Source organism: Streptomyces sp. NPDC085944, assembly GCF_040686295.1.
In the GTDB taxonomy this organism is placed as follows: domain Bacteria; phylum Actinomycetota; class Actinomycetes; order Streptomycetales; family Streptomycetaceae; genus Streptomyces; species Streptomyces salinarius.
Window position 1 is genome coordinate 191,583 of record NZ_JBFBJX010000001.1, and the last position, 17,883, is coordinate 209,465.

Sequence of the window (17,883 nt, forward strand, 5' to 3'; positions counted from 1 at the left end):
TGCGTCCGGGCCCCTCGTGCGTGCTGTGAACGGCGGGGTCCTGTGTCAGCCGACGACCGTCCAGGTGTCGTTGCCGGCGAGCAGCGCGGCGAGGTCGCCCTTGCCGTCCCGCTCTACGGCGGTGTCGAGCTGCTCGGACATGAGCGTGTCGTAGACCGGGCGCTGGACCGAGCGCAGCACGCCGATCGGCGTGTGGTGCAGGGTGTCCGGGTCGGCGAGGCGGGAGAGCGCGAAGGCCGTGGTGGGGGACGCGGAGTGGGCGTCGTGGACCAGGACGTCCGCCTCGTTGTCCGCGGTGACGGTGACCACCTCCAGATCACCGGTGCGCGGATCCCGTACGACGCCCTTGGCCCCGTCGGTGCCGAAGCGGATCGGCTGCCCGTGCTCCAGGCGGATCACCGCCTCCTCGGCCTGCTCCCTGTCCTTGAGGGCCTCGAAGGCGCCGTCGTTGAAGATGTTGCAGTTCTGGTAGATCTCGATCAGGGCCGTGCCCGGGTGCTCGGCGGCCTGCCGCAGGACCTCGGTGAGGTGCTTGCGGTCCGAGTCGACGGTCCGCGCGACGAAGGACGCCTCCGCGCCGAGGGCCAGCGAAACCGGGTTGAACGGCGCGTCCAGCGACCCCAGCGGCGTCGACTTGGTGATCTTGCCGACCTCGGAGGTCGGGGAGTACTGGCCCTTCGTCAGGCCGTAGATCCGGTTGTTGAACAGCAGGATCTTGAGGTTGACGTTGCGGCGCAGGGCGTGGACCAGGTGGTTGCCGCCGATGGACAGCGCGTCGCCGTCACCGGTGACCACCCACACGCTCAGGTCCCGGCGCGAGGCGGCGAGCCCGGTGGCGATGGCGGGGGCGCGGCCGTGGATGGAGTGCATCCCGTAGGTGTTCATGTAGTACGGGAAGCGGGAGGAGCAGCCGATGCCGGAGACGAAGACGATGTTCTCCTTCGCCAGGCCGAGCTGGGGCATGAAGCCCTGCACGGCGGCGAGGATGGCGTAGTCGCCGCAGCCGGGGCACCAGCGCACTTCCTGGTCCGACTTGAAGTCCTTCATGGACTGCTTGCCCTCGGCCTTCGGCACGAGCTGGAGCAGTGCGTTGCCGTCAGCCATCGATGGCCTCCTTCAGGACCGTGGCGAGCTGTTCCGCCTTGAACGGCATGCCGTTGACCTGGTTGTACGACTGGGCGTCGACCAGGTACTTCGCCCGGATCAGGGTGGCGAGCTGACCCAGGTTCATCTCCGGGACCACCACCTTGTCGTACCGCTGCAGCACCGCGCCGAGGTTGGCGGGGAAGGGGTTGAGGTGACGCAGATGGGCCTGGGCGATCTCCTCACCGGCGGTGCGCAGCCGGCGCACGGCCGCCGTGACGGGGCCGTACGTCGAGCCCCAGCCCAGCACCAGCGTCCGCGCGCCGTCCGGGTCGTCGACCTCCAGATCGGGGACCTCGATGCCGTCGACCTTGGCCTGCCGGGTGCGGACCATGAAGTCGTGGTTGGCCGGGTCGTAGGAGATGTTCCCGGTGCCGTCCTGCTTCTCGATGCCGCCGATCCGGTGCTCGAGACCCGGGGTTCCCGGCACCGCCCAGGGCCGGGCGAGGGTCTGCGGGTCGCGCTTGTACGGCCAGAACACCTCGGTGCCGTCGTCCAGGGTGTGGTTGGGTCCCTGCGCGAAACGCACCGCCAGATCCGGCAGCTCGTCCGGCTCGGGGATCCGCCACGGCTCGGAGCCGTTGGCGAGGTAGCCGTCGGAGAGGAGGAAGACGGGCGTGCGGTAGGTCAGGGCGATACGGGCCGCCTCCAGGGCGGCGTCGAAGCAGTCGGCCGGGGTGCGCGGGGCCACCACCGGCACCGGTGCCTCGCCGTTGCGCCCGTACATCGCCTGCAACAGGTCGGCCTGCTCCGTCTTGGTCGGCAGACCGGTGGACGGGCCGCCCCGCTGGATGTCCACCACCAGCAGCGGCAGCTCCAGGCTCACCGCGAGCCCGATCGTCTCGCTCTTGAGCGCCACGCCCGGACCGCTCGTCGTCGTCACCGCCAGCGAGCCGCCGAAGGCCGCGCCGAGCGCCGCGCCGATCCCGGCGATCTCGTCCTCCGCCTGGAAGGTGCGCACGCCGAAGTTCTTGTGCCTGCTCAGCTCGTGGAGGATGTCCGAGGCCGGGGTGATCGGGTACGAACCCAGGAACAGCGGCAGGTCCGCCTGCCGGGACGCGGCGATCAGGCCGTAGGCCAGGGACAGGTTCCCGGAGATGTTGCGGTAGGTGCCGGGCGGGAACGCCGTCGCCGCCGGAGCCACCTCGTAGGAGACCGCGAAGTCCTCGGTGGTCTCACCGAAGTTCCAGCCCGCGCGGTAGGCCGCGATGTTGGCGGCGGCGATGTCGGGCTTCTTCGCGAACTTCGACTTCAGGAACTTCTCCGTGCCCTCGGTGGGCCGGTGGTACATCCAGCTCAGCAGCCCGAGCGCGAACATGTTCTTGGAGCGCTCGGCCTCCTTGCGGCTGAGGTCGAACTCCGTGAGCGCCTCGACGGTCAGGGTCGTCAACGGCACCGGATGCAGCCGGTAGCCGTCGAGGGAACCGTCCTCCAGCGGCGAGGTGTCGTAGCCGACCTTCTGCATCGCCCGCTTGGTGAATTCGTCCGTGTTGACGATGATCTCCGCGCCGCGCGGCAGATCGCCGACGTTCGCCTTCAGCGCGGCCGGATTCATCGCCACCAGCACGTTGGGCGCGTCGCCCGGCGTGAGGATGTCGTGGTCGGCGAAGTGCAGCTGGAAGGACGAGACACCCGGCAGGGTGCCGGCGGGCGCCCGGATCTCGGCCGGGAAGTTCGGCAGCGTCGAAAGATCGTTGCCGAACGACGCCGTCTCCGAGGTGAAACGGTCGCCGGTGAGCTGCATCCCGTCGCCCGAGTCCCCCGCGAACCGGATGATCACCCGGTCCAGCCGGCGGACGTCCTTCGCCCCGACCGGTTTGCGCTGCGCTCCCACGACGGTCTCGTCGGTTCCGTCGGTCTGCTCCGCTGGGCTGCTGACCTGGCTGGTCACTTACTGGACCTCCCTCGGGACGGCTGTCCGGGGACTGGTCTCCCACCGACCGTCCCGGGGTCAACACTACGTCCGCACACCGTGACTTCCGGTGGACATTCGCATGATGGACACGACTTCGAGACGGCCCGCGGCCCTGTGTTTCCAAGGCTTCCCGCCCCTGGCACCGACGAGGACGCACCCTGCCGTCCTCCGGTTTCTCATTCGTCCGGATGAGCGTCGAGGTACCGGGCCCGGGCCGGTGCTTTTGAGGCGTGCGCCGCTGATGTCAGGAGTTGAGATACGTGAGCACGGCGAGCACCCTGCGGTGATCACCGTCGCTGGGGGACAGGCCCAGCTTCATGAAGATGTTGCTGACGTGCTTCTCGACGGCCCCGTCGCTCACGACGAGCTGCCGGGCGATCGCCGAGTTGGTCCGGCCCTCGGCCATCAGCCCCAGCACCTCCCGCTCGCGCGGGGTGAGCCCCGCCAGCACGTCCTGCTTGCGGCTGCGCCCGAGCAGCTGCGCGACCACCTCCGGGTCCAGTGCCGTACCGCCCTGCGCCACGCGCACGACCGCGTCCACGAACTCCCGCACCTCGGCCACCCGGTCCTTGAGCAGATAGCCGACGCCCCGGCTGGAACCGGCCAGCAGCTCCGTCGCGTACCGCTCCTCCACGTACTGCGACAGCACCAGCACGCCGAGACCGGGATGCGCCTTGCGCAGCCGCACCGAGGCCCGCACCCCTTCGTCGGTGTGCGTCGGCGGCATCCGCACGTCCGCCACCACGACGTCCGGCAGCTCGCCCTGCGCGTCCAGCTCGGTGATGGTCTTGATCAGTGCCTCACCGTCGCCGACACCGGCCACGACCTCGTGCCCGCGGTCGGTCAGCAACCGGGTCAGCCCCTCTCGGAGCAGCACTGAATCCTCGGCGATGACCACCCGCACCCTGTCCTCCACGATCCTCGGCCCCCCACAGCCCCTGCACCTCCCGGTCCGCGCGGCCCGCGCCGCGTCCACGAACCGTCCGTGCGACAGGTCCAGCATTCCAGCATCCGAGGCCCGACGCCTTCAGGCAACGGAAAGGGAACGCGAAGTCCTGGGCGACGGTCCGGGTTCGACCGCACGATGGCCGATTCTCGACCACGCCGAACCAGCCGGGACGGCCGGGGGAGGGGCCGAGGGGGAGGAGCCGACGGGAGGGGGAGTCGGGGGCGTGGAGAGGGGGAGGGAGGAGGAGCCGGGGCGGGCCGGCGGCGGTAGGGGCGTCCGGTGGCGGCCGCGGCTTGCGCGGCCCGTGCGACACGACGGCCAGACGACGGCGTCCGCGCCGGGGCCCGGGACCGGGGCCCCGGGCCGCCGAACCAGCGCCCGGGTCAGCGCGGGCGCCCAAGCCGGAGTGGGCGCCGCCGGGGCCGGGGACGACCCCGGCGAGGGCCCGGTCTCGGCGGCTCAGCCGGTGGTCGGCTCGGGGCGCCACGGCAGCTCCGCCGTGATCCGCGTCGGCCCTCCGACCGGCGAGTCCACCACGAGGATTCCGTCCACCGCGTCGAGCCGTTCCGCCAGGCCGGCCAGCCCGGAGCCGGCGGACGCGTGCGCGCCGCCCACGCCGTTGTCCACGACCTGGAGCAGCAGCCGGTTCTCCACCCGCCACACCTCCACCGCGGCCGACGTGGCCCGCGCGTGCTTGCTGATGTTCTGGAGCAGCTCCGAGACCGTGAAGTAGGCGATGCCCTCGATCGCCGACGCCGGGCGCTCGGCCAGGTCGACCTCCACCCGCACCGGCACGGTGCAGCGCGAGGCGACCGCCGACAGCGCCGCGTCCAGACCGCGGTCGGTCAGCACCGCGGGGTGGATGCCCCGAGCGAGATCGCGCAGCTCCTGGAGCGCCGTCTTCACCTCGCCGTGCGCCTCGTCCACCATGACGGCCGCGGCCCGGGGGTCCTCCTTCAGCTTCTCCTTGGCCAGCCCCAGATCCATGGCGAGGTTGACCAGGCGGGCCTGCGCCCCGTCGTGCAGGTCGCGCTCGATGCGCCGCAGGTCGGCCGCGGCAGTGTCGACCACGACCCCCCGGTCCGACTCCAGCTCCACGACCCGCGTCGCCAGCCGGGACGGCCCGAGCAGCCCGTGCACCATGACCCGGTCCACCGTCGTCAGCGCCCGCACCAGCCACGGCGTCGCCAGCGTGACCAGCAGGCCGACCAGCGCCGTCACGGTGATCTCGAACGGGTTGTCCAGGTAGACCCGGTGCGTCTCGTCGCCGTACAGCTGAAGCCCGTCCTGGCCGGCGTACATCGGGAACACCCAGAACCACAGCGGGTACGTCAGCATCGCCCACCCCACCGCCCAGAAGTTCACGGCGACGACGAACGAGAACACCGACCACGGGAACTGCACCAGCGCGTACAGTAGGCTCCGCCAGGAGACGCCGCTCTTGAGTACGGCCCCCATCCAGCCCATCGCGCCCTGCTTCTTCGGCCGCAGCGGTTCCGGGTCGGACACCCGCAGCCCCAGCAGGGCCCGGGCCCGCGCCCGCTCCATCGCCCCGAAGCCCCTGCACCCGGCGAGCGCGGCCGCCAGCACCGGCACGCCCAGGAACGTCACGAGCAGGCCCGCTCCCAGCGACACCATCGTGACCGCGTAGGTGAAGAGCAGGATGCCGACCGGCAGCCCCGCCAGGACATAGCCGAACTCGCGCCAGCTGCGCGCCTCGAACGGCGCCCGCAGCCCCACCGGCAGCCGGTGGCGCCGCGCACCGGTGTCCCCGGGGAAGCCGGACCCGTCTCCGAGTCCGTAACTCTGTCCGTAATCCGTGGCCATCGGTGCCGTCCCTCTCCTCGTCGCCCTACGGCTGATCCGTCGTATCTCCACCCTCCTGGACCGCCCCGCCCCGGCCAATGGAGCCCGTCGGCGTCCGGGAAGGGGGGTTTTCCCTACCTCCCGGGTGCGGAGCCGGCCGCGTCGGCCTGCGTACGGTCGCGCCACGGCAGCTCGGCCGTGATCGTCGTCGGGCCGCCCTCCGGCGAGGCGACCACGAAAAGACCGTCGACGGCGGACAGCCGGTCGGCGAGGCCCTTCATCCCCGTCCCGCCGTCGAGGCGCGCGCCGCCGCGGCCGTCGTCCCCCACCTGTATGAGCAGCCGGTCGGACGACCGCCACACCTCCACGGAGGCCGACCTGGCGCCGCTGTGCTTGCTGACGTTCTGGAGCAGCTCCGAGACCGTGAAGTAGGCGATGCCCTCGATGGCGGCCGCGGGGCGCTCCGTCAGGTCGACGGTCACCTTGACCGGCACGGTGCAGCGGGAGGCGACCGAGGAGAGCGCCGCGTCCAGACCCCGGTCGGTCAGGACGGCGGGATGGATGCCGCGGGCCAGGTCCCGCAACTCCTGCAGGGCCAGCTTCACCTCGCCGTGCGCCTCGTCCACCATGGCCGCCGCCGCGTCCGGGTCCTCCAGAAGCTTCTCCTTCGCCAGACCGAGCCCCATGGCGAGGTTGACCAGGCGGGCCTGTGCCCCGTCGTGCAGGTCGCGCTCGATGCGCCGCAGGTCGGCCGCGGCCGTGTCGACCACGACCCCCCGGTCCGACTCCAGCTCGGCGATCCGCCGCTCCAGCTCGTCGGACGGCGACAGCAGAGCGCGTACCATCGCCCGGTCGACGTTGGTCAGGGCTCGTGCGATGAACGGGAGCACCGGCCACAGCACGAACAACGACGTCAACGTGGTGACGAAGGTGAGAACGCCCCAGGGAAACCGGATGACGTCGTACAGGACCGTGCGCCAGCCCACCGGGTCCTTCAAGGACATCCACAACTGCGCGAAGAAGCCGCGCCTGCCCCGCCACGGCAGCGGACTCGGTTCGTCCACCCGCACTCCGAGCAGCGCCCGGGCCCGCGCCCGCTCCAGCTTGCCCAACTGCCGCGCGCCCAGCAGACCGGCCGCCAGCAGCGGGAGCCCGATCACCGTGACCGTCAGTCCCACACCGACGGACAGCATCGTCACGACGTAGACGAAGCCGAGCAGCGCCGCCGGGAAGTTCGCCAGCAGGTGGGCGATCTCCTTCCAGGTGTGCCGGTCGTAGGCGAAACGGGCCGGCGGAAGGCGGTCGTCGGCCGCTGCGCCGGTGGCCCGGGCGAGGCTCGAGGTCGAGAGGCGTTCGGTCATACACGTCAGCGTGCCGTGCGGCGCGGCGCGGCGCCATGAGGTGGACCGCCGGGACGCACTGAGGAAAACCCCACCCCCGTCTCAACGTACGACGGGCTGCTTACCGTCTCTTTATCAGGCTCTAGACTCCCGTGCGTACAGATCGTCGAACGGCAGCACCAAGAGGAACAGCGGCTTCACGACGTTTCACAATGTTCGTGATGTTCACGACGTTCACGACAGGGAGCGAGGGCGCACGTGCCGGAACCGACCGTCGGCGGGGCGACCGCCGGCGCCGTGACCACCGCCGATGCGACCGTCGGGCTCGCCGCGGACTACTTCCAGTCCTACTCGGTCGTCGGCCTGCTCGCCGTCGTCGGGGTGCTCTTCGTCACCGTCGCCTTCGGCGCCGGGCGCCTGCTGCGACCCGTGGTCCCGACGCCCGAGAAGCTGCTCACCTACGAATGCGGCGTCGACCCCGTAGGAGAGGGCTGGGCGCACACCCAGGTCCGCTACTACGTCTACGCGTTCCTCTACGTCATCTTCGCCGTCGACTCGATCTTCCTCTTCCCCTGGGCGACGGTCTTCGCCGACCCTGGTTATGGCGCCACGACCCTCGTGGAGATGTTCATCTTCCTCGGGTTCCTCGCCGTGGGCCTGTTGTACGCATACAAGAAGGGCGTCCTGTCGTGGACGTGAACCCCTCATCTCCCGCACCCGCCGCTGGACCGGTGCCCGCCACCGCACCCGGGCCCGTGCCGCTGCCCGAGCCCAAACGGCTGGGCACGCTCGCACGCCTGGCCCCGGAGCCGATGAAAGTCGTCCTGAACTGGGGCCGCCGCTACTCGCTCTGGGTCTTCAACTTCGGTCTCGCCTGCTGCGCGATCGAGTTCATCGCCGCGTCCATGGCCCGGCACGACTTCATCCGGCTCGGCGTCATCCCGTTCGCACCGGGCCCCCGCCAGGCCGACCTGATGGTCGTCTCCGGCACCGTGACCGACAAGATGGCGCCCGCCGTCAAACGCCTCTACGAGCAGATGCCCGAGCCGAAGTACGTCATCTCGTTCGGCGCCTGCTCCAACTGCGGGGGCCCTTACTGGGATTCCTACTCCGTGACGAAGGGCGTCGACCAGATCATCCCCGTCGACGTCTACGTTCCCGGCTGCCCGCCGCGCCCCGAGGCGCTGCTCCAGGGGATCCTCAAGCTCCAGGAGAAGATCGCGCGGGAGTCCCTGGGGGAGCGGTACGGCGCCTCGCCCCGGCCGTCGACGGCCGCGCTCCAAAGCGGCCCGGTGCGGCCGCCCGCCCCGCCCTCCGACGCGGGGGAGGGACGATGACCGCGGTCGGCTGGCTGCCCGCCGGCGCCGAGGAACTCTTCGGTGCGGACGCCGCGGCGGAGGAGTCGTACGACCTCCTGACCGTCGACGTGCCGCCCGGTTCCTGGATCACCGCCCTGGAGACGGCGCGTGACCGGCTGGGCTGCACGTACTTCGACTGGCTGAGCGCGGTCGACGAACCGGGCGTCGGCTTCCGCGTCGCGGCACACGTCGCCGCGCTGGGACCGGTACGCCGGCTGCTGCTGCGTACGACCGTCCCGCACGAGGCACCGGTCCTGCCCACCGCCGTGGGGGTGTACGCGGGCGCCGCCTGGCACGAACGCGAGACCCACGAAATGTTCGGCGTCGCCTTCGAGGACCACCCCGCCCTCGACCACCTGCTCCTGCCGGAGGGCTTCGAGGGCCACCCGCTGCGCAAGGACTTCGTCCTTGCCGCACGCGTCGCCAAGGCCTGGCCCGGGGCCAAGGAGCCCGGCGAGTCCGACCACGGTGGTCCCCGCCGGCGCCAGATGCTGCCGCCGGGTGTCCCCGATCCCAACGAGTGGGGCCCGCTGAAGGGCCAGCTGCCGCCCGCCCCGGCCCGCCCGGCACGAGGCGCGGGGCGGGCGGCGGGCGAACGCCCGGCCCGCCGTACCCGTACGGCCGCCGAGGGCTCCGTCGGTCAGCAGACGCCCGGCACCGAGACCCCGGCCGCACCGCGCCGCTCCCGTACGGCGGCCGAGGGCTCGGTCAGCCAGGCCTCCCCGGCGGGCGAGCCGACGGCCGCACCGGCGCCCCGGCGGTCGCGCAGCGCGAGCCAGGGCTCCGCGTCCCAGCGCGCGACCGGCCCGACCGGCGGCGCGACCGGCCCGACCGGCGGCGCGACGGACAGCCCGACGGGTAGTCCGACGGACGACTCGGCGGGCAGTCCGACGGGTAGTCCGACGGACGGTTCGATGGCCGGACCCACGGACGGGCCCACGGTCGGCACCGGGTCCGAGCAGCGGGACGTCGCCGGGAACGTCCGCCCCCGGCGTGCCCGGAGCGCGTCGCAGGGTTCGGCGAGCCAGCGGGAAGCCTCGCCCACCGAGGAACCGGCCCGCGAGCCGGCGACCTCGACACCGCGCAGTCCGGACGCCCCCTGGCACCACGCCCGCCCGGCGTTCGACGAGCCTGCGGCGGCGGAGGGGGAGCCGGAAGCATCCCAGCAGCCGCCGGACACTCCCGACGGGACGGAGACCCCCAACGAGCCGGCCCCCTCCGGACAGCCGGACACTCCCAACGAGCCGGCCCCCTCCGGACAGCCGGACACTCCCAACGAGCCGGCCCCCTCTGGAGAGCCGGACACCTCCGGACAGCGGGCCCCCTCCGGAGAGCGGGCCCCTTCCGGAGAGCGGGCCCCCTCCGAAGCGTCCGGCCACTCCGAGGAGTCGGACGCCCCCGAGGAGCCGGGCACATCCGCAGGTCCGGACGCTTCCGGAGCGTCCGACACCGCCGGTGAGTCCGACGTCCCCCGCACTCCACCGAACCCGCCAGGAGGCCCGCAGTGAACGACGCGCTCGACGTCACCCTGCGCCTCCTGGCCGTCTTCGTCGTCTTCCTCGCGTTCCCCCTGATCGTCGGCCAGACCGAACACAAGGTCATGGCGCACATGCAGGGCCGCCTGGGCCCGATGTACGCGGGCGGCTTCCACGGCTGGGCCCAGCTCGTCGCGGACGGCGTGAAGTTCGCGCAGAAGGAGGACGTGGTTCCCGCCGACGCGGACCGTCGCATCTTCCAGCTCGCCCCGGCCGTGGCCCTGCTGCCGTATCTCCTGGTCCTCCTGGCCATCCCCGTCGGGCCCGGAGAGGGCGCGGTCGGTCAGGTCGTCGACGCGGGCGTCTTCTTCGTCCTGGCGGTCATGGGTGTGGGCGTCCTCGGCTCGCTCATGGCCGGCTGGTCCTCCGCCAACAAGTTCTCCCTCCTCGGCGGTCTGCGTACCGCCGCCCAGCTCCTCGCGTACGAACTCCCGATGCTGCTGACCGCGGCCTCCGTGGCCATGGCCGCCGGTACCGTCTCGCTCGTCGGCATCCTCGACGCCTTCGAGTGGTGGTGGCTGCCCTGGCAGATCGTCGGGGCGGTCGTCTTCTTCGTCGCCGGGCTGGCCGAACTGCAACGGCCCCCGTTCGACATGCCGGTGGCCGACTCGGAGATCATCTTCGGTGCCTACACCGAGTACACCGGTCTGCGCTTCGCCCTGTTCCTCCTCGCCGAGTACGCCGGGATCGTCGTCCTGTGCGGTCTGACCACCGTCCTCTTCCTGGGCGGCTGGCACGGACCCTGGGGGGCCGACGGCCTCGGCTGGGTCTGGACCCTGCTGAAGGCGGCCGTCCTCGCCTTCGTCGTGATCTGGCTGCGCGTGACCTATCCGCGCCTGCGCGAGGACCAGCTCCAGAAGCTGTCCTGGACCCTCCTCGTCCCCCTGTCCCTCGCCCAGATCGCCCTCACCGGCATCGTCAAGGTGGTGATCGCGTAATGGCCCCCGTCCCCGGCAGCGGCCTGGCCAAGGGCCTGGCCGTCACCCTGCGCACGATGACGAAGAAGACCGTCACCGAGCAGTACCCGGACGCCCAGCCGGAGCTGCCGCCCCGTACCCGCGGCGTGATCGGCCTGTTCGAGGAGAACTGCACGGTCTGCATGCTGTGCGCCCGGGAGTGTCCCGACTGGTGCATCTACATCGACTCCCACAAGGAGACGGTCCCGGCGGCCACCCCGGGCGGACGCGACCGCAGCCGCAACGTCCTCGACCGCTTCGCCATCGACTTCGCCCTGTGCATGTACTGCGGTATCTGCATCGAGGTCTGTCCTTTCGACGCCCTGTTCTGGTCCCCGGAGTTCGAGTACGCCGAGACCGACATCCGCGACCTCACCCACGAGCGCGACAAGCTGCGCGAGTGGATGTGGACCGTGCCGGCCCCGCCCGCCCTCGACCCCGGAGCCGAGGAGCCCAAGGAACTCGCCGCCGCCCGCAAGGCCGCCGACAAGCTGGCCGCGCAGCAGGAGACGGACGGGCCCGGCCAGGAGGACCGGACATGACCCTTGCCGCCGCATCACACGGATTCCTCTCCCCGACCGGTGTCGAGATCGCCTTCCTCCTCGTCGGCCTGGTCACCTTCGGCGCCGCCGTCGTCACCGTGACCACCCGTCAGCTCGTCCACGCGGCGCTCTGGCTCGTGGTGGCCCTCGGCGGCCTGGCCGTCGAATACCTTTTGCTCACCGCCGAGTTCATCGCCTGGGTCCAGGTCCTCATCTACGTCGGTGCCGTCGTCGTCCTCATCCTGTTCGGGCTGATGCTCACCAGGGCGCCCATCGGCCGGTCCCCGGACGCCGACTCCGCCAACCGCTGGGCCGCCCTCACCGTGGCCGTGGCCTCCGCGGCGGCCCTGGTGTGGGTCGTCGTGGACGCCTTCCGCACCACCTGGATCGACCTGGACGGTCCGGCCACCGGCTCCACCGCCGCCACCGGAGCGAGCCTCTTCCAGAACTGGGTCCTCCCCTTCGAGGCCCTCTCCGTCCTCCTCCTCGCCGCCCTGGTCGGCGCCATCGTCCTGTCCCGCAAGGCCAAGTCGACCCGCGCCGGCGAAGCGTCCCGGGGCGGCGAAGGGTCCCGGGGCGGGGCCTCCCCGTCGGGCACCTCCCTGTCCGGCGTCTCCCGCTCCGGCACTTCCCAGACGGGAGGTGCCCGCTGATGCACCTCGCCTATCCCGCCGTCCTCTCGGTCCTCCTCTTCTGCACGGGCCTCTACGGCGTCCTCGCCCGCCGCAACGCGATCCTGGTCCTGATGTCGGTCGAGCTGATGCTCAACGCCGTCAACCTCAACCTCGTCGCCTTCGACGTCTGGCTCAGCAGGGCCGCGGAGGAGACCCTGCACTCCGGCCAGGCCCTGACCCTGTTCACGATCGCCATCGCGGCCGCCGAGATCGGCATCGGCCTGGCGATCGTCCTCGCCGTCCACCGCAACCGCGGCACCTCGGACATCGACAAGCTCCGCGACACCGCCGAGGGCCACGAGCCGGACGGCCCCGACACCGACACCCCCGCGACCGGGACGGCCGCCGAGAAGGCTGAGGCCACCGCGTGACCACGACCACCCTCGCCGTACTCGTCCCCCTCCTCCCCTTCATCGGGGCAGCCGCCGGTCTCCTGCTGGGCCGGGCGGCGCCCGGATTCGTCCGTCCCCTCGCGGTCCTGCCGGCCCTGGCGGCCCTCGCCCTCGCCGTGGTCGTCGCGGCCCGCCAGGGCGGCGGCGGGGCCGTCAACGCCGTCACGGAGCTGACGCCGACCGGTTCGGTCCCCGTCGAACTCGCCCTGCACATCGACGGCTTCGCCGCCCTCGTCGCCGTCCTCGTCGGCACCGTCGCCACCTGCGTGCAGATCTACTCGACGGGCTACCTGCGCGACGACCCGCGCTACGCCTCGTACGCCGCTCTCGTCTCCCTGTTCACCTCCGCCATGTTCCTCGTCGTCTACTCCGGCGACCTGATGGTGCTGCTGGTCGGCTGGGAAGTCATGGGCATCTGCTCCTACTTCCTGGTCGGCCACTACTGGGAGACCCCTGAGGCGCGCGCCGCCTCCCTCAAGGCCTTCCTGGTCACCAAGCTCGGCGACGTCCCCTTCCTGATCGGCCTGCTGGCGCTGGCCACCGAGGCCGGCTCCTTCCGCATCACCAGAATCCTCGGCGCGGTCGCGAGTGGCTCGCTCGACCACCCGACACTGATCGCACTGCTCCTCCTGGCCGGTGTGGCGGGCAAGTCGGCGCAGTTCCCGCTGCACACCTGGCTCCCCGACGCGATGGCCGGCCCGACGCCCGTCTCGGCGCTGATCCACGCCGCGACGATGGTCGCCGCCGGTGTGTACTTCGTCGCCCGGCTCCTTCCGCTCTTCGAGGCCTCGCGGGCCGCGATGGTCGTCCTCGCCGTCATGGCCGCCGTCACGATGGTCGGCTCCGCACTGGCCGCCCTCGCCCAGGACGACATCAAACGCGTCCTGGCCTACTCGACGATCGGACAGCTCGGGTACATGACCGGCGCCCTCGCCACGGGCGACCGGGGTGCCGCCGTCTTCCACCTCCTGACCCACGGCGCCTTCAAGGCGCTCCTCTTCCTCGCCGCGGGCGTGATCATCCACGCCGCCGGCACCAACTCGCTGGCCGCCATGTCCCGCATGCGGGGCCTGCGCGACCGTGTCCCGGACGCCTACTGGACGATGACCGTGGCCCTGCTCGCGCTCGCCGCGATCCCGCCCTTCAGCGGCTTCTTCTCCAAGGAGTCCGTCCTCGGTGCCGCGGAGCACGTGGCCACCGGCCACACCGGGCACGCGCCCGGCGCCGCGGGCTGGACCGTCCTCGTCGCCGGTCTGATCACGGCCCTGCTGACCGCCGCGTACGCGACCCGCCTGTGGCTGCTTGCCTTCCGAGGCCGGGGCGCCGAGGCCCCCGACCACGGCAGGCAGCCGGTGGTCATGAACGCCGTGCTCTGGGCGCTCGCCATCCCCTCCCTCGCACTGGGCGGGCTCACCTTCCGCCTCCTGCCCGACTGGTTCGACGGCCACGCGCTCACCCCGACCCTGACCACCTCCGTGCTCGGCACGGGAGTGGCCCTGGTGGGCGGCATCGTCACCTACGCCGCCTGGCGGCACACCACGGCGCTCGCGGCCCGCACCCCGCTGGGCGCGGTCGCGGCCCACCCCGAGGGCGACGCCGGCCTGGTGGAGGCCGAGGCCATCGCCAGCCACCGGCCCGCCTACGGCGACCTCGCCTCGGCACCGGACCCGTCCGACCCGGGACGGCTCCTGCTGGGCCCGGTGCACCGGCACGCGGCGGCCGGCTTCCACCTGGACGCGGTGTACACGGCCCTCTTCGTCCGCCCGGTCCGGGCCGGAGCGAGCCTCGTCCGGTTCCTCGACCGCGAGGTCGTCGACACCTACGTACGCGCGGCGGGCGCCCTGCCCCGCTTGCTCGGGGCCGCCGTACGGCGTGCCCAGACCGGCAATGTGCAGACCTATGTGAGCGCGCTGCTCGCCGGCACCGTCGTCCTCGCGGTCGCCGCCGTCCTCGTCGCCACGGGAGCGTGAGCAGGCGTGATCGATATCAACGAGTCCGTGATGCGGGTCCTTCTCGCGTTTCTCGTCGTCGGCCCGCTCCTCGGTGCCGTCGCCGCCCTGCTGCCGGCCCCGCCCGGACTGAAGGGGAAGTCGCCCGAGCAGGCCGTGCTCCGGCACGGTGTCACCGTCACCGGTGCCGTCCTCCTCGCCGCGGTCGTCCTCGTCCTCGGCTTCGACCACGACCATCCGTCGAAGATGCAGGCCAGCACGGACATCAGCTGGATCCCCGCACTCGACGTGCGCATCCACCTCGGCATCGACGGCATCTCCCTCCCCCTGCTGGTCCTGACCGCGCTGCTGACCTTCCTCTGCGCGCTCTACTCGTACTTCAAGCAGCGACACGACCGGCTGACGCCGCGGACTTCGGGCCCGAGCCCGAAGGCATTCGTCGCGCTGCTGCTCGTCCTCGAGTCCGGCACCCTCGCGACCTTCGCCGTCCTCGACCTGATCCTGTTCTTCCTGGCCTTCGAGATGGTCCTCATCCCGATGTACTTCCTCATCGCCCGCTGGGGCGGCGAGGGACGGGCCGGGGCCGCCTGGAAATTCATCCTCTTCACGCTCCTCGGCTCCGTCGTCATGCTGCTCGGCCTGCTCCTGATCGGAATCACGGCGGGCACATTCGACATGGTGGCACTCGCCACTGACAACGGCCGGTCACTGACCGCGTCCGTGCAGGTCATCGCCGTTCTGTCGATCGGGATCGGACTCGCGGTCAAGGCCCCGATGTGGCCGCTGCACAGCTGGCTGCCCGACGCCCACACCGCCGCGCCGACCGTCGGCTCGGTCCTGCTGGCCGGCGTCCTGCTGAAGATGGGCACGTACGGTTTCGTCCGGATCCTCCTTCCGATCGCGCCGGACGGCTTCCGGACCTTCGCGCCCTACCTCGCGGCCTTCGCCGTGGTCGGCATCATCTACGGCTCCCTGGCCTGCCTGGCCCTCGCCAGGAGAGGTGCGAAGGGCGACCTCAAGCGCCTCATCGCCTACTCCTCCGTCGGCCACATGGGCTTCGTCCTGCTCGGCGTCGCGACCATGACCCCGACCGGCGTGAACGGTGCCCTGTTCGCCAACATCGCCCACGGCCTGATCACCGGCCTGCTCTTCTTCGTGGTCGGCGCGCTCAAGGACCGCACCGGCACCACCGACCTCGACGCCCTCGCCGAGGAGTCCGGACACGCCCTGTACGGCAAGGCGCCGCGCCTCGGCGGCCTGCTCGCCTTCGCCGCGGTCGCCTCGCTGGGCCTGCCGGGCCTGGCCGGTTTCTGGGGCGAGATGCTCGCGCTGTTCGGCGCCTTCGACCCGGCCCGGGGCCTGAGCCGTCCCGCCTTCCTCACCTTCCTGGCCGTCGCCGCCTTCGGCACCCTGCTGACCGCCGCGTACCTGCTGATCGTGGTGCGCCGCGTCTGCATGGGCGCCGTACCGCAGGACGCCCCGCAGCCGCGACTCCCCGACGTGCGCACGTACGAGTTCGCCGCCTGGACCCCGCTCGTCGTCCTCACCGTCGTCGCCGGACTGTGGCCCAGGACCCTCCTCGGGCTGACCGACCCGGCCGTGCAGCAGCTCCTCTCAGGAGGCACCCGATGAGCTCCCCGGCCCAGCCCCTCGCCGAAGCGGCCCTCGCACAGCAGCCGCTGGCCCAGAACCTGGTCCAGTCCGTCGACTGGCTCGCCGTCGCACCGCCCACCATCACGGCGGTCGTGGGACTCGTCGTCCTCGTCACCGACCTGTTCGTCAAGGACACCCGCAAGAGCCTGCTCGGCTGGATCTCGGTCGCCGGACTGGCCGCCTCCGCCCTCATGCTGCTGCCCCTGGTCAACGACGACCGCTCGACGTTCTGCCAGAGCGGCGAGCCAGGCGTCTGCAGCTACACCGCGGACACCTTCACCCTCGCCATCCAGTTCCTGGTCCTCGGCGGCGCCCTGCTCACCGCCCTCCTGTCGGTCACCGCCGTCAAGGACGCCGACCGGGGGCTGCCCGAGGGCGAGTTCTGGTTCCTGCTGCTCTCCTCCGCGGCCGGCGCCGCCCTCCTGCCCGCCTCCCGCGACCTCGCGACCCTCATCGTGGCCCTCGAGGTCGCCTCCCTGCCCGCCTTCGCCCTGGTCGGCCTCCGCCAGGGCGACCGCAGGTCCTCGGAAGCGGCCCTGAAGTTCTTCCTGTCCTCGGTCACCGCGACCGCGGTCAGCCTCATGGGCATCAGCTTCGTGTACGCCACCACCGGCACCCTCTACCTCACCCAGGTGGCCGACCGCATCCAGCACGTCGACGGCCAGCTCGCCACCCTCGCCCAGACCGGCGTCGTCCTCACCCTCGTCGGCTTCGCCTTCAAGACGGCCGCCGTCCCCTTCCACTTCTGGGTGCCCGACACCTACGTGGGCGCACCGCTGCCGATCGCGGCCTACCTGTCCGTGATCGGCAAGGCGGTCGGCTTCTCCGGCCTCATCCTCGTGACGGTCGTCGCCCTGCCGTCCTACGCCGACGTCTGGGGCCCCGCCCTCGCGGCCCTGGCCGCGCTCACCATGACCGTCGGCAACGTCGGTGCCCTCCGCCAGCAGGCCACGCGCGCGTACAGCGCGGTCCGGCTGCTCGCCTGGTCGTCCGTCGGCCAGGCCGGCTACCTTCTGGTGCCGATCGCCGCCGCCGCGTACTCCGACGACCCGGAACGCTCGATCGGCTCCACCCTCGCCTACGCGCTCATGTACGCCGCGGTGAACCTCGGAGCCTTCGCGGTGGCCGCGCTCGTGGGCCGCACGAGAGCCCTGAACCGCGTCGCGGACTACCGCGGCCTGTACGCCACCAACCCCCTCACCGCCCTGCTCCTGGCCTTCTTCCTGCTCTGCCTCGCCGGACTGCCGCCCGGCATCATCGGGCTCTTCGCCAAGGTGACGGTCTTCTCCGCGGCCGTCGACGCCGGACTCGGCTGGCTGGCCGTCGTCATGGCCGTCAACGTCGTGATTGCGCTCTTCTACTACCTCCAATGGACGGCACTGCTGTTCCGGGCGCCCAAGGAGGCGACCGTCGGCCACCGTGTCCCGGCCCCCCTCACGGCCGCGATCACCGTGCCCGCCGTCCTCGCCGTCGCCCTGTCCGGGGCACCCCAGCTGATCCTGCGTTTCGCCGACACCGGGCTCTTCTGAACGCGGCCGCCGGACACGCGCGCGTGTGGCCCCCGCCCTCCACGCGTGCGTGCCGCCCGCCACGGCGGTCACCCGTACGGCTCACACGCGCCGCGCCGGGCGCCGGGGAACTGGTGACCCTCGCCTGGCGTTGACCAGTACG

15 protein-coding genes are annotated in these 17,883 nt (G+C 71.8%); 10 read left to right on the forward strand and 5 right to left on the reverse strand.

Features of this window, described 5'->3' with window-relative positions; genetic code table 11:
- Window positions 1-45: 45 nt before the first annotated feature.
- The 5 genes from AB0P07_RS00925 to AB0P07_RS00945 form a co-directional block, all read right to left on the reverse strand.
- Window positions 46-1,104, reverse strand: coding sequence for a 2-oxoacid:ferredoxin oxidoreductase subunit beta (locus AB0P07_RS00925; protein ID WP_365543287.1), 1,059 nt, complete (start codon window positions 1,102-1,104; stop codon window positions 46-48).
- Window positions 1,097-3,034 carry a 2-oxoacid:acceptor oxidoreductase subunit alpha gene (locus AB0P07_RS00930; protein WP_365543290.1) on the reverse strand — a complete coding sequence of 646 codons (1,938 nt, stop codon included), beginning with the start codon at window positions 3,032-3,034 and terminating at the stop codon, window positions 1,097-1,099. Before AB0P07_RS00930 ends, AB0P07_RS00925 begins: the two co-directional genes overlap by 8 nt.
- 268 nt (window positions 3,035-3,302) lie before the next feature.
- Window positions 3,303-3,962 (reverse strand): response regulator transcription factor, encoded by a 660-nt coding sequence (locus AB0P07_RS00935; protein ID WP_007443820.1) that lies wholly within the window; start codon window positions 3,960-3,962, stop codon window positions 3,303-3,305.
- 504 nt (window positions 3,963-4,466) lie between these two features.
- The gene (locus tag AB0P07_RS00940) at window positions 4,467-5,834 is read right to left on the reverse strand and encodes a sensor domain-containing protein (protein ID WP_365543293.1); all 1,368 of its coding nucleotides are present in this window, start codon (window positions 5,832-5,834) and stop codon (window positions 4,467-4,469) included.
- A 113-nt stretch (window positions 5,835-5,947) separates the two neighbouring features.
- On the reverse strand, window positions 5,948-7,174 hold the full coding sequence (locus AB0P07_RS00945; protein WP_365543296.1) for a sensor domain-containing protein: 1,227 nt from the start codon (window positions 7,172-7,174) through the stop codon (window positions 5,948-5,950).
- 237 nt (window positions 7,175-7,411) lie between these two features.
- On the opposite strand from AB0P07_RS00945, the gene AB0P07_RS00950 reads away from it, so the two are divergent.
- From AB0P07_RS00950 to AB0P07_RS00995, 10 genes are read left to right on the forward strand one after another with little or no spacing between them, the layout of a single operon-like run.
- Entirely contained in the window at window positions 7,412-7,852 is a 441-nt protein-coding gene (locus AB0P07_RS00950) for an NADH-quinone oxidoreductase subunit A (RefSeq protein WP_365543299.1), read from the forward strand.
- Window positions 7,853-7,884: 32 nt separating this feature from the next.
- Window positions 7,885-8,490 (forward strand): NADH-quinone oxidoreductase subunit B family protein, encoded by a 606-nt coding sequence (locus tag AB0P07_RS00955; RefSeq protein WP_365543302.1) that lies wholly within the window; start codon window positions 7,885-7,887, stop codon window positions 8,488-8,490.
- Window positions 8,487-10,019: an NADH-quinone oxidoreductase subunit C gene (locus tag AB0P07_RS00960; RefSeq protein ID WP_365543305.1), complete on the forward strand. Its 1,533-nt coding sequence runs from the start codon at window positions 8,487-8,489 to the stop codon at window positions 10,017-10,019. Before AB0P07_RS00955 ends, AB0P07_RS00960 begins: the two co-directional genes overlap by 4 nt.
- On the forward strand, window positions 10,016-10,984 hold the full coding sequence (locus AB0P07_RS00965) for a complex I subunit 1 family protein (protein WP_365543308.1): 969 nt from the start codon (window positions 10,016-10,018) through the stop codon (window positions 10,982-10,984). The genes AB0P07_RS00960 and AB0P07_RS00965 overlap by 4 nt, the downstream gene beginning before the upstream one ends.
- Window positions 10,984-11,544 (forward strand): NADH-quinone oxidoreductase subunit I, encoded by a 561-nt coding sequence (locus AB0P07_RS00970; protein WP_365543311.1) that lies wholly within the window; start codon window positions 10,984-10,986, stop codon window positions 11,542-11,544. Before AB0P07_RS00965 ends, AB0P07_RS00970 begins: the two co-directional genes overlap by 1 nt.
- Complete coding sequence (locus tag AB0P07_RS00975; RefSeq protein ID WP_365543314.1) at window positions 11,541-12,197, forward strand: NADH-quinone oxidoreductase subunit J; 657 nt, start codon at window positions 11,541-11,543, stop codon at window positions 12,195-12,197. Before AB0P07_RS00970 ends, AB0P07_RS00975 begins: the two co-directional genes overlap by 4 nt.
- Entirely contained in the window at window positions 12,197-12,589 is a 393-nt protein-coding gene (gene nuoK, locus AB0P07_RS00980) for an NADH-quinone oxidoreductase subunit NuoK (RefSeq protein WP_365543317.1), read from the forward strand. The genes AB0P07_RS00975 and nuoK overlap by 1 nt, the downstream gene beginning before the upstream one ends.
- Window positions 12,586-14,580 (forward strand): NADH-quinone oxidoreductase subunit L, encoded by a 1,995-nt coding sequence (locus AB0P07_RS00985; protein WP_365543320.1) that lies wholly within the window; start codon window positions 12,586-12,588, stop codon window positions 14,578-14,580. Before nuoK ends, AB0P07_RS00985 begins: the two co-directional genes overlap by 4 nt.
- A 6-nt stretch (window positions 14,581-14,586) precedes the next feature.
- Complete coding sequence (locus AB0P07_RS00990; RefSeq protein ID WP_365543323.1) at window positions 14,587-16,191, forward strand: NADH-quinone oxidoreductase subunit M; 1,605 nt, start codon at window positions 14,587-14,589, stop codon at window positions 16,189-16,191.
- Window positions 16,188-17,741: an NADH-quinone oxidoreductase subunit N gene (locus tag AB0P07_RS00995; RefSeq protein ID WP_365543326.1), complete on the forward strand. Its 1,554-nt coding sequence runs from the start codon at window positions 16,188-16,190 to the stop codon at window positions 17,739-17,741. The genes AB0P07_RS00990 and AB0P07_RS00995 overlap by 4 nt, the downstream gene beginning before the upstream one ends.
- Window positions 17,742-17,883: the final 142 nt, after the last annotated feature.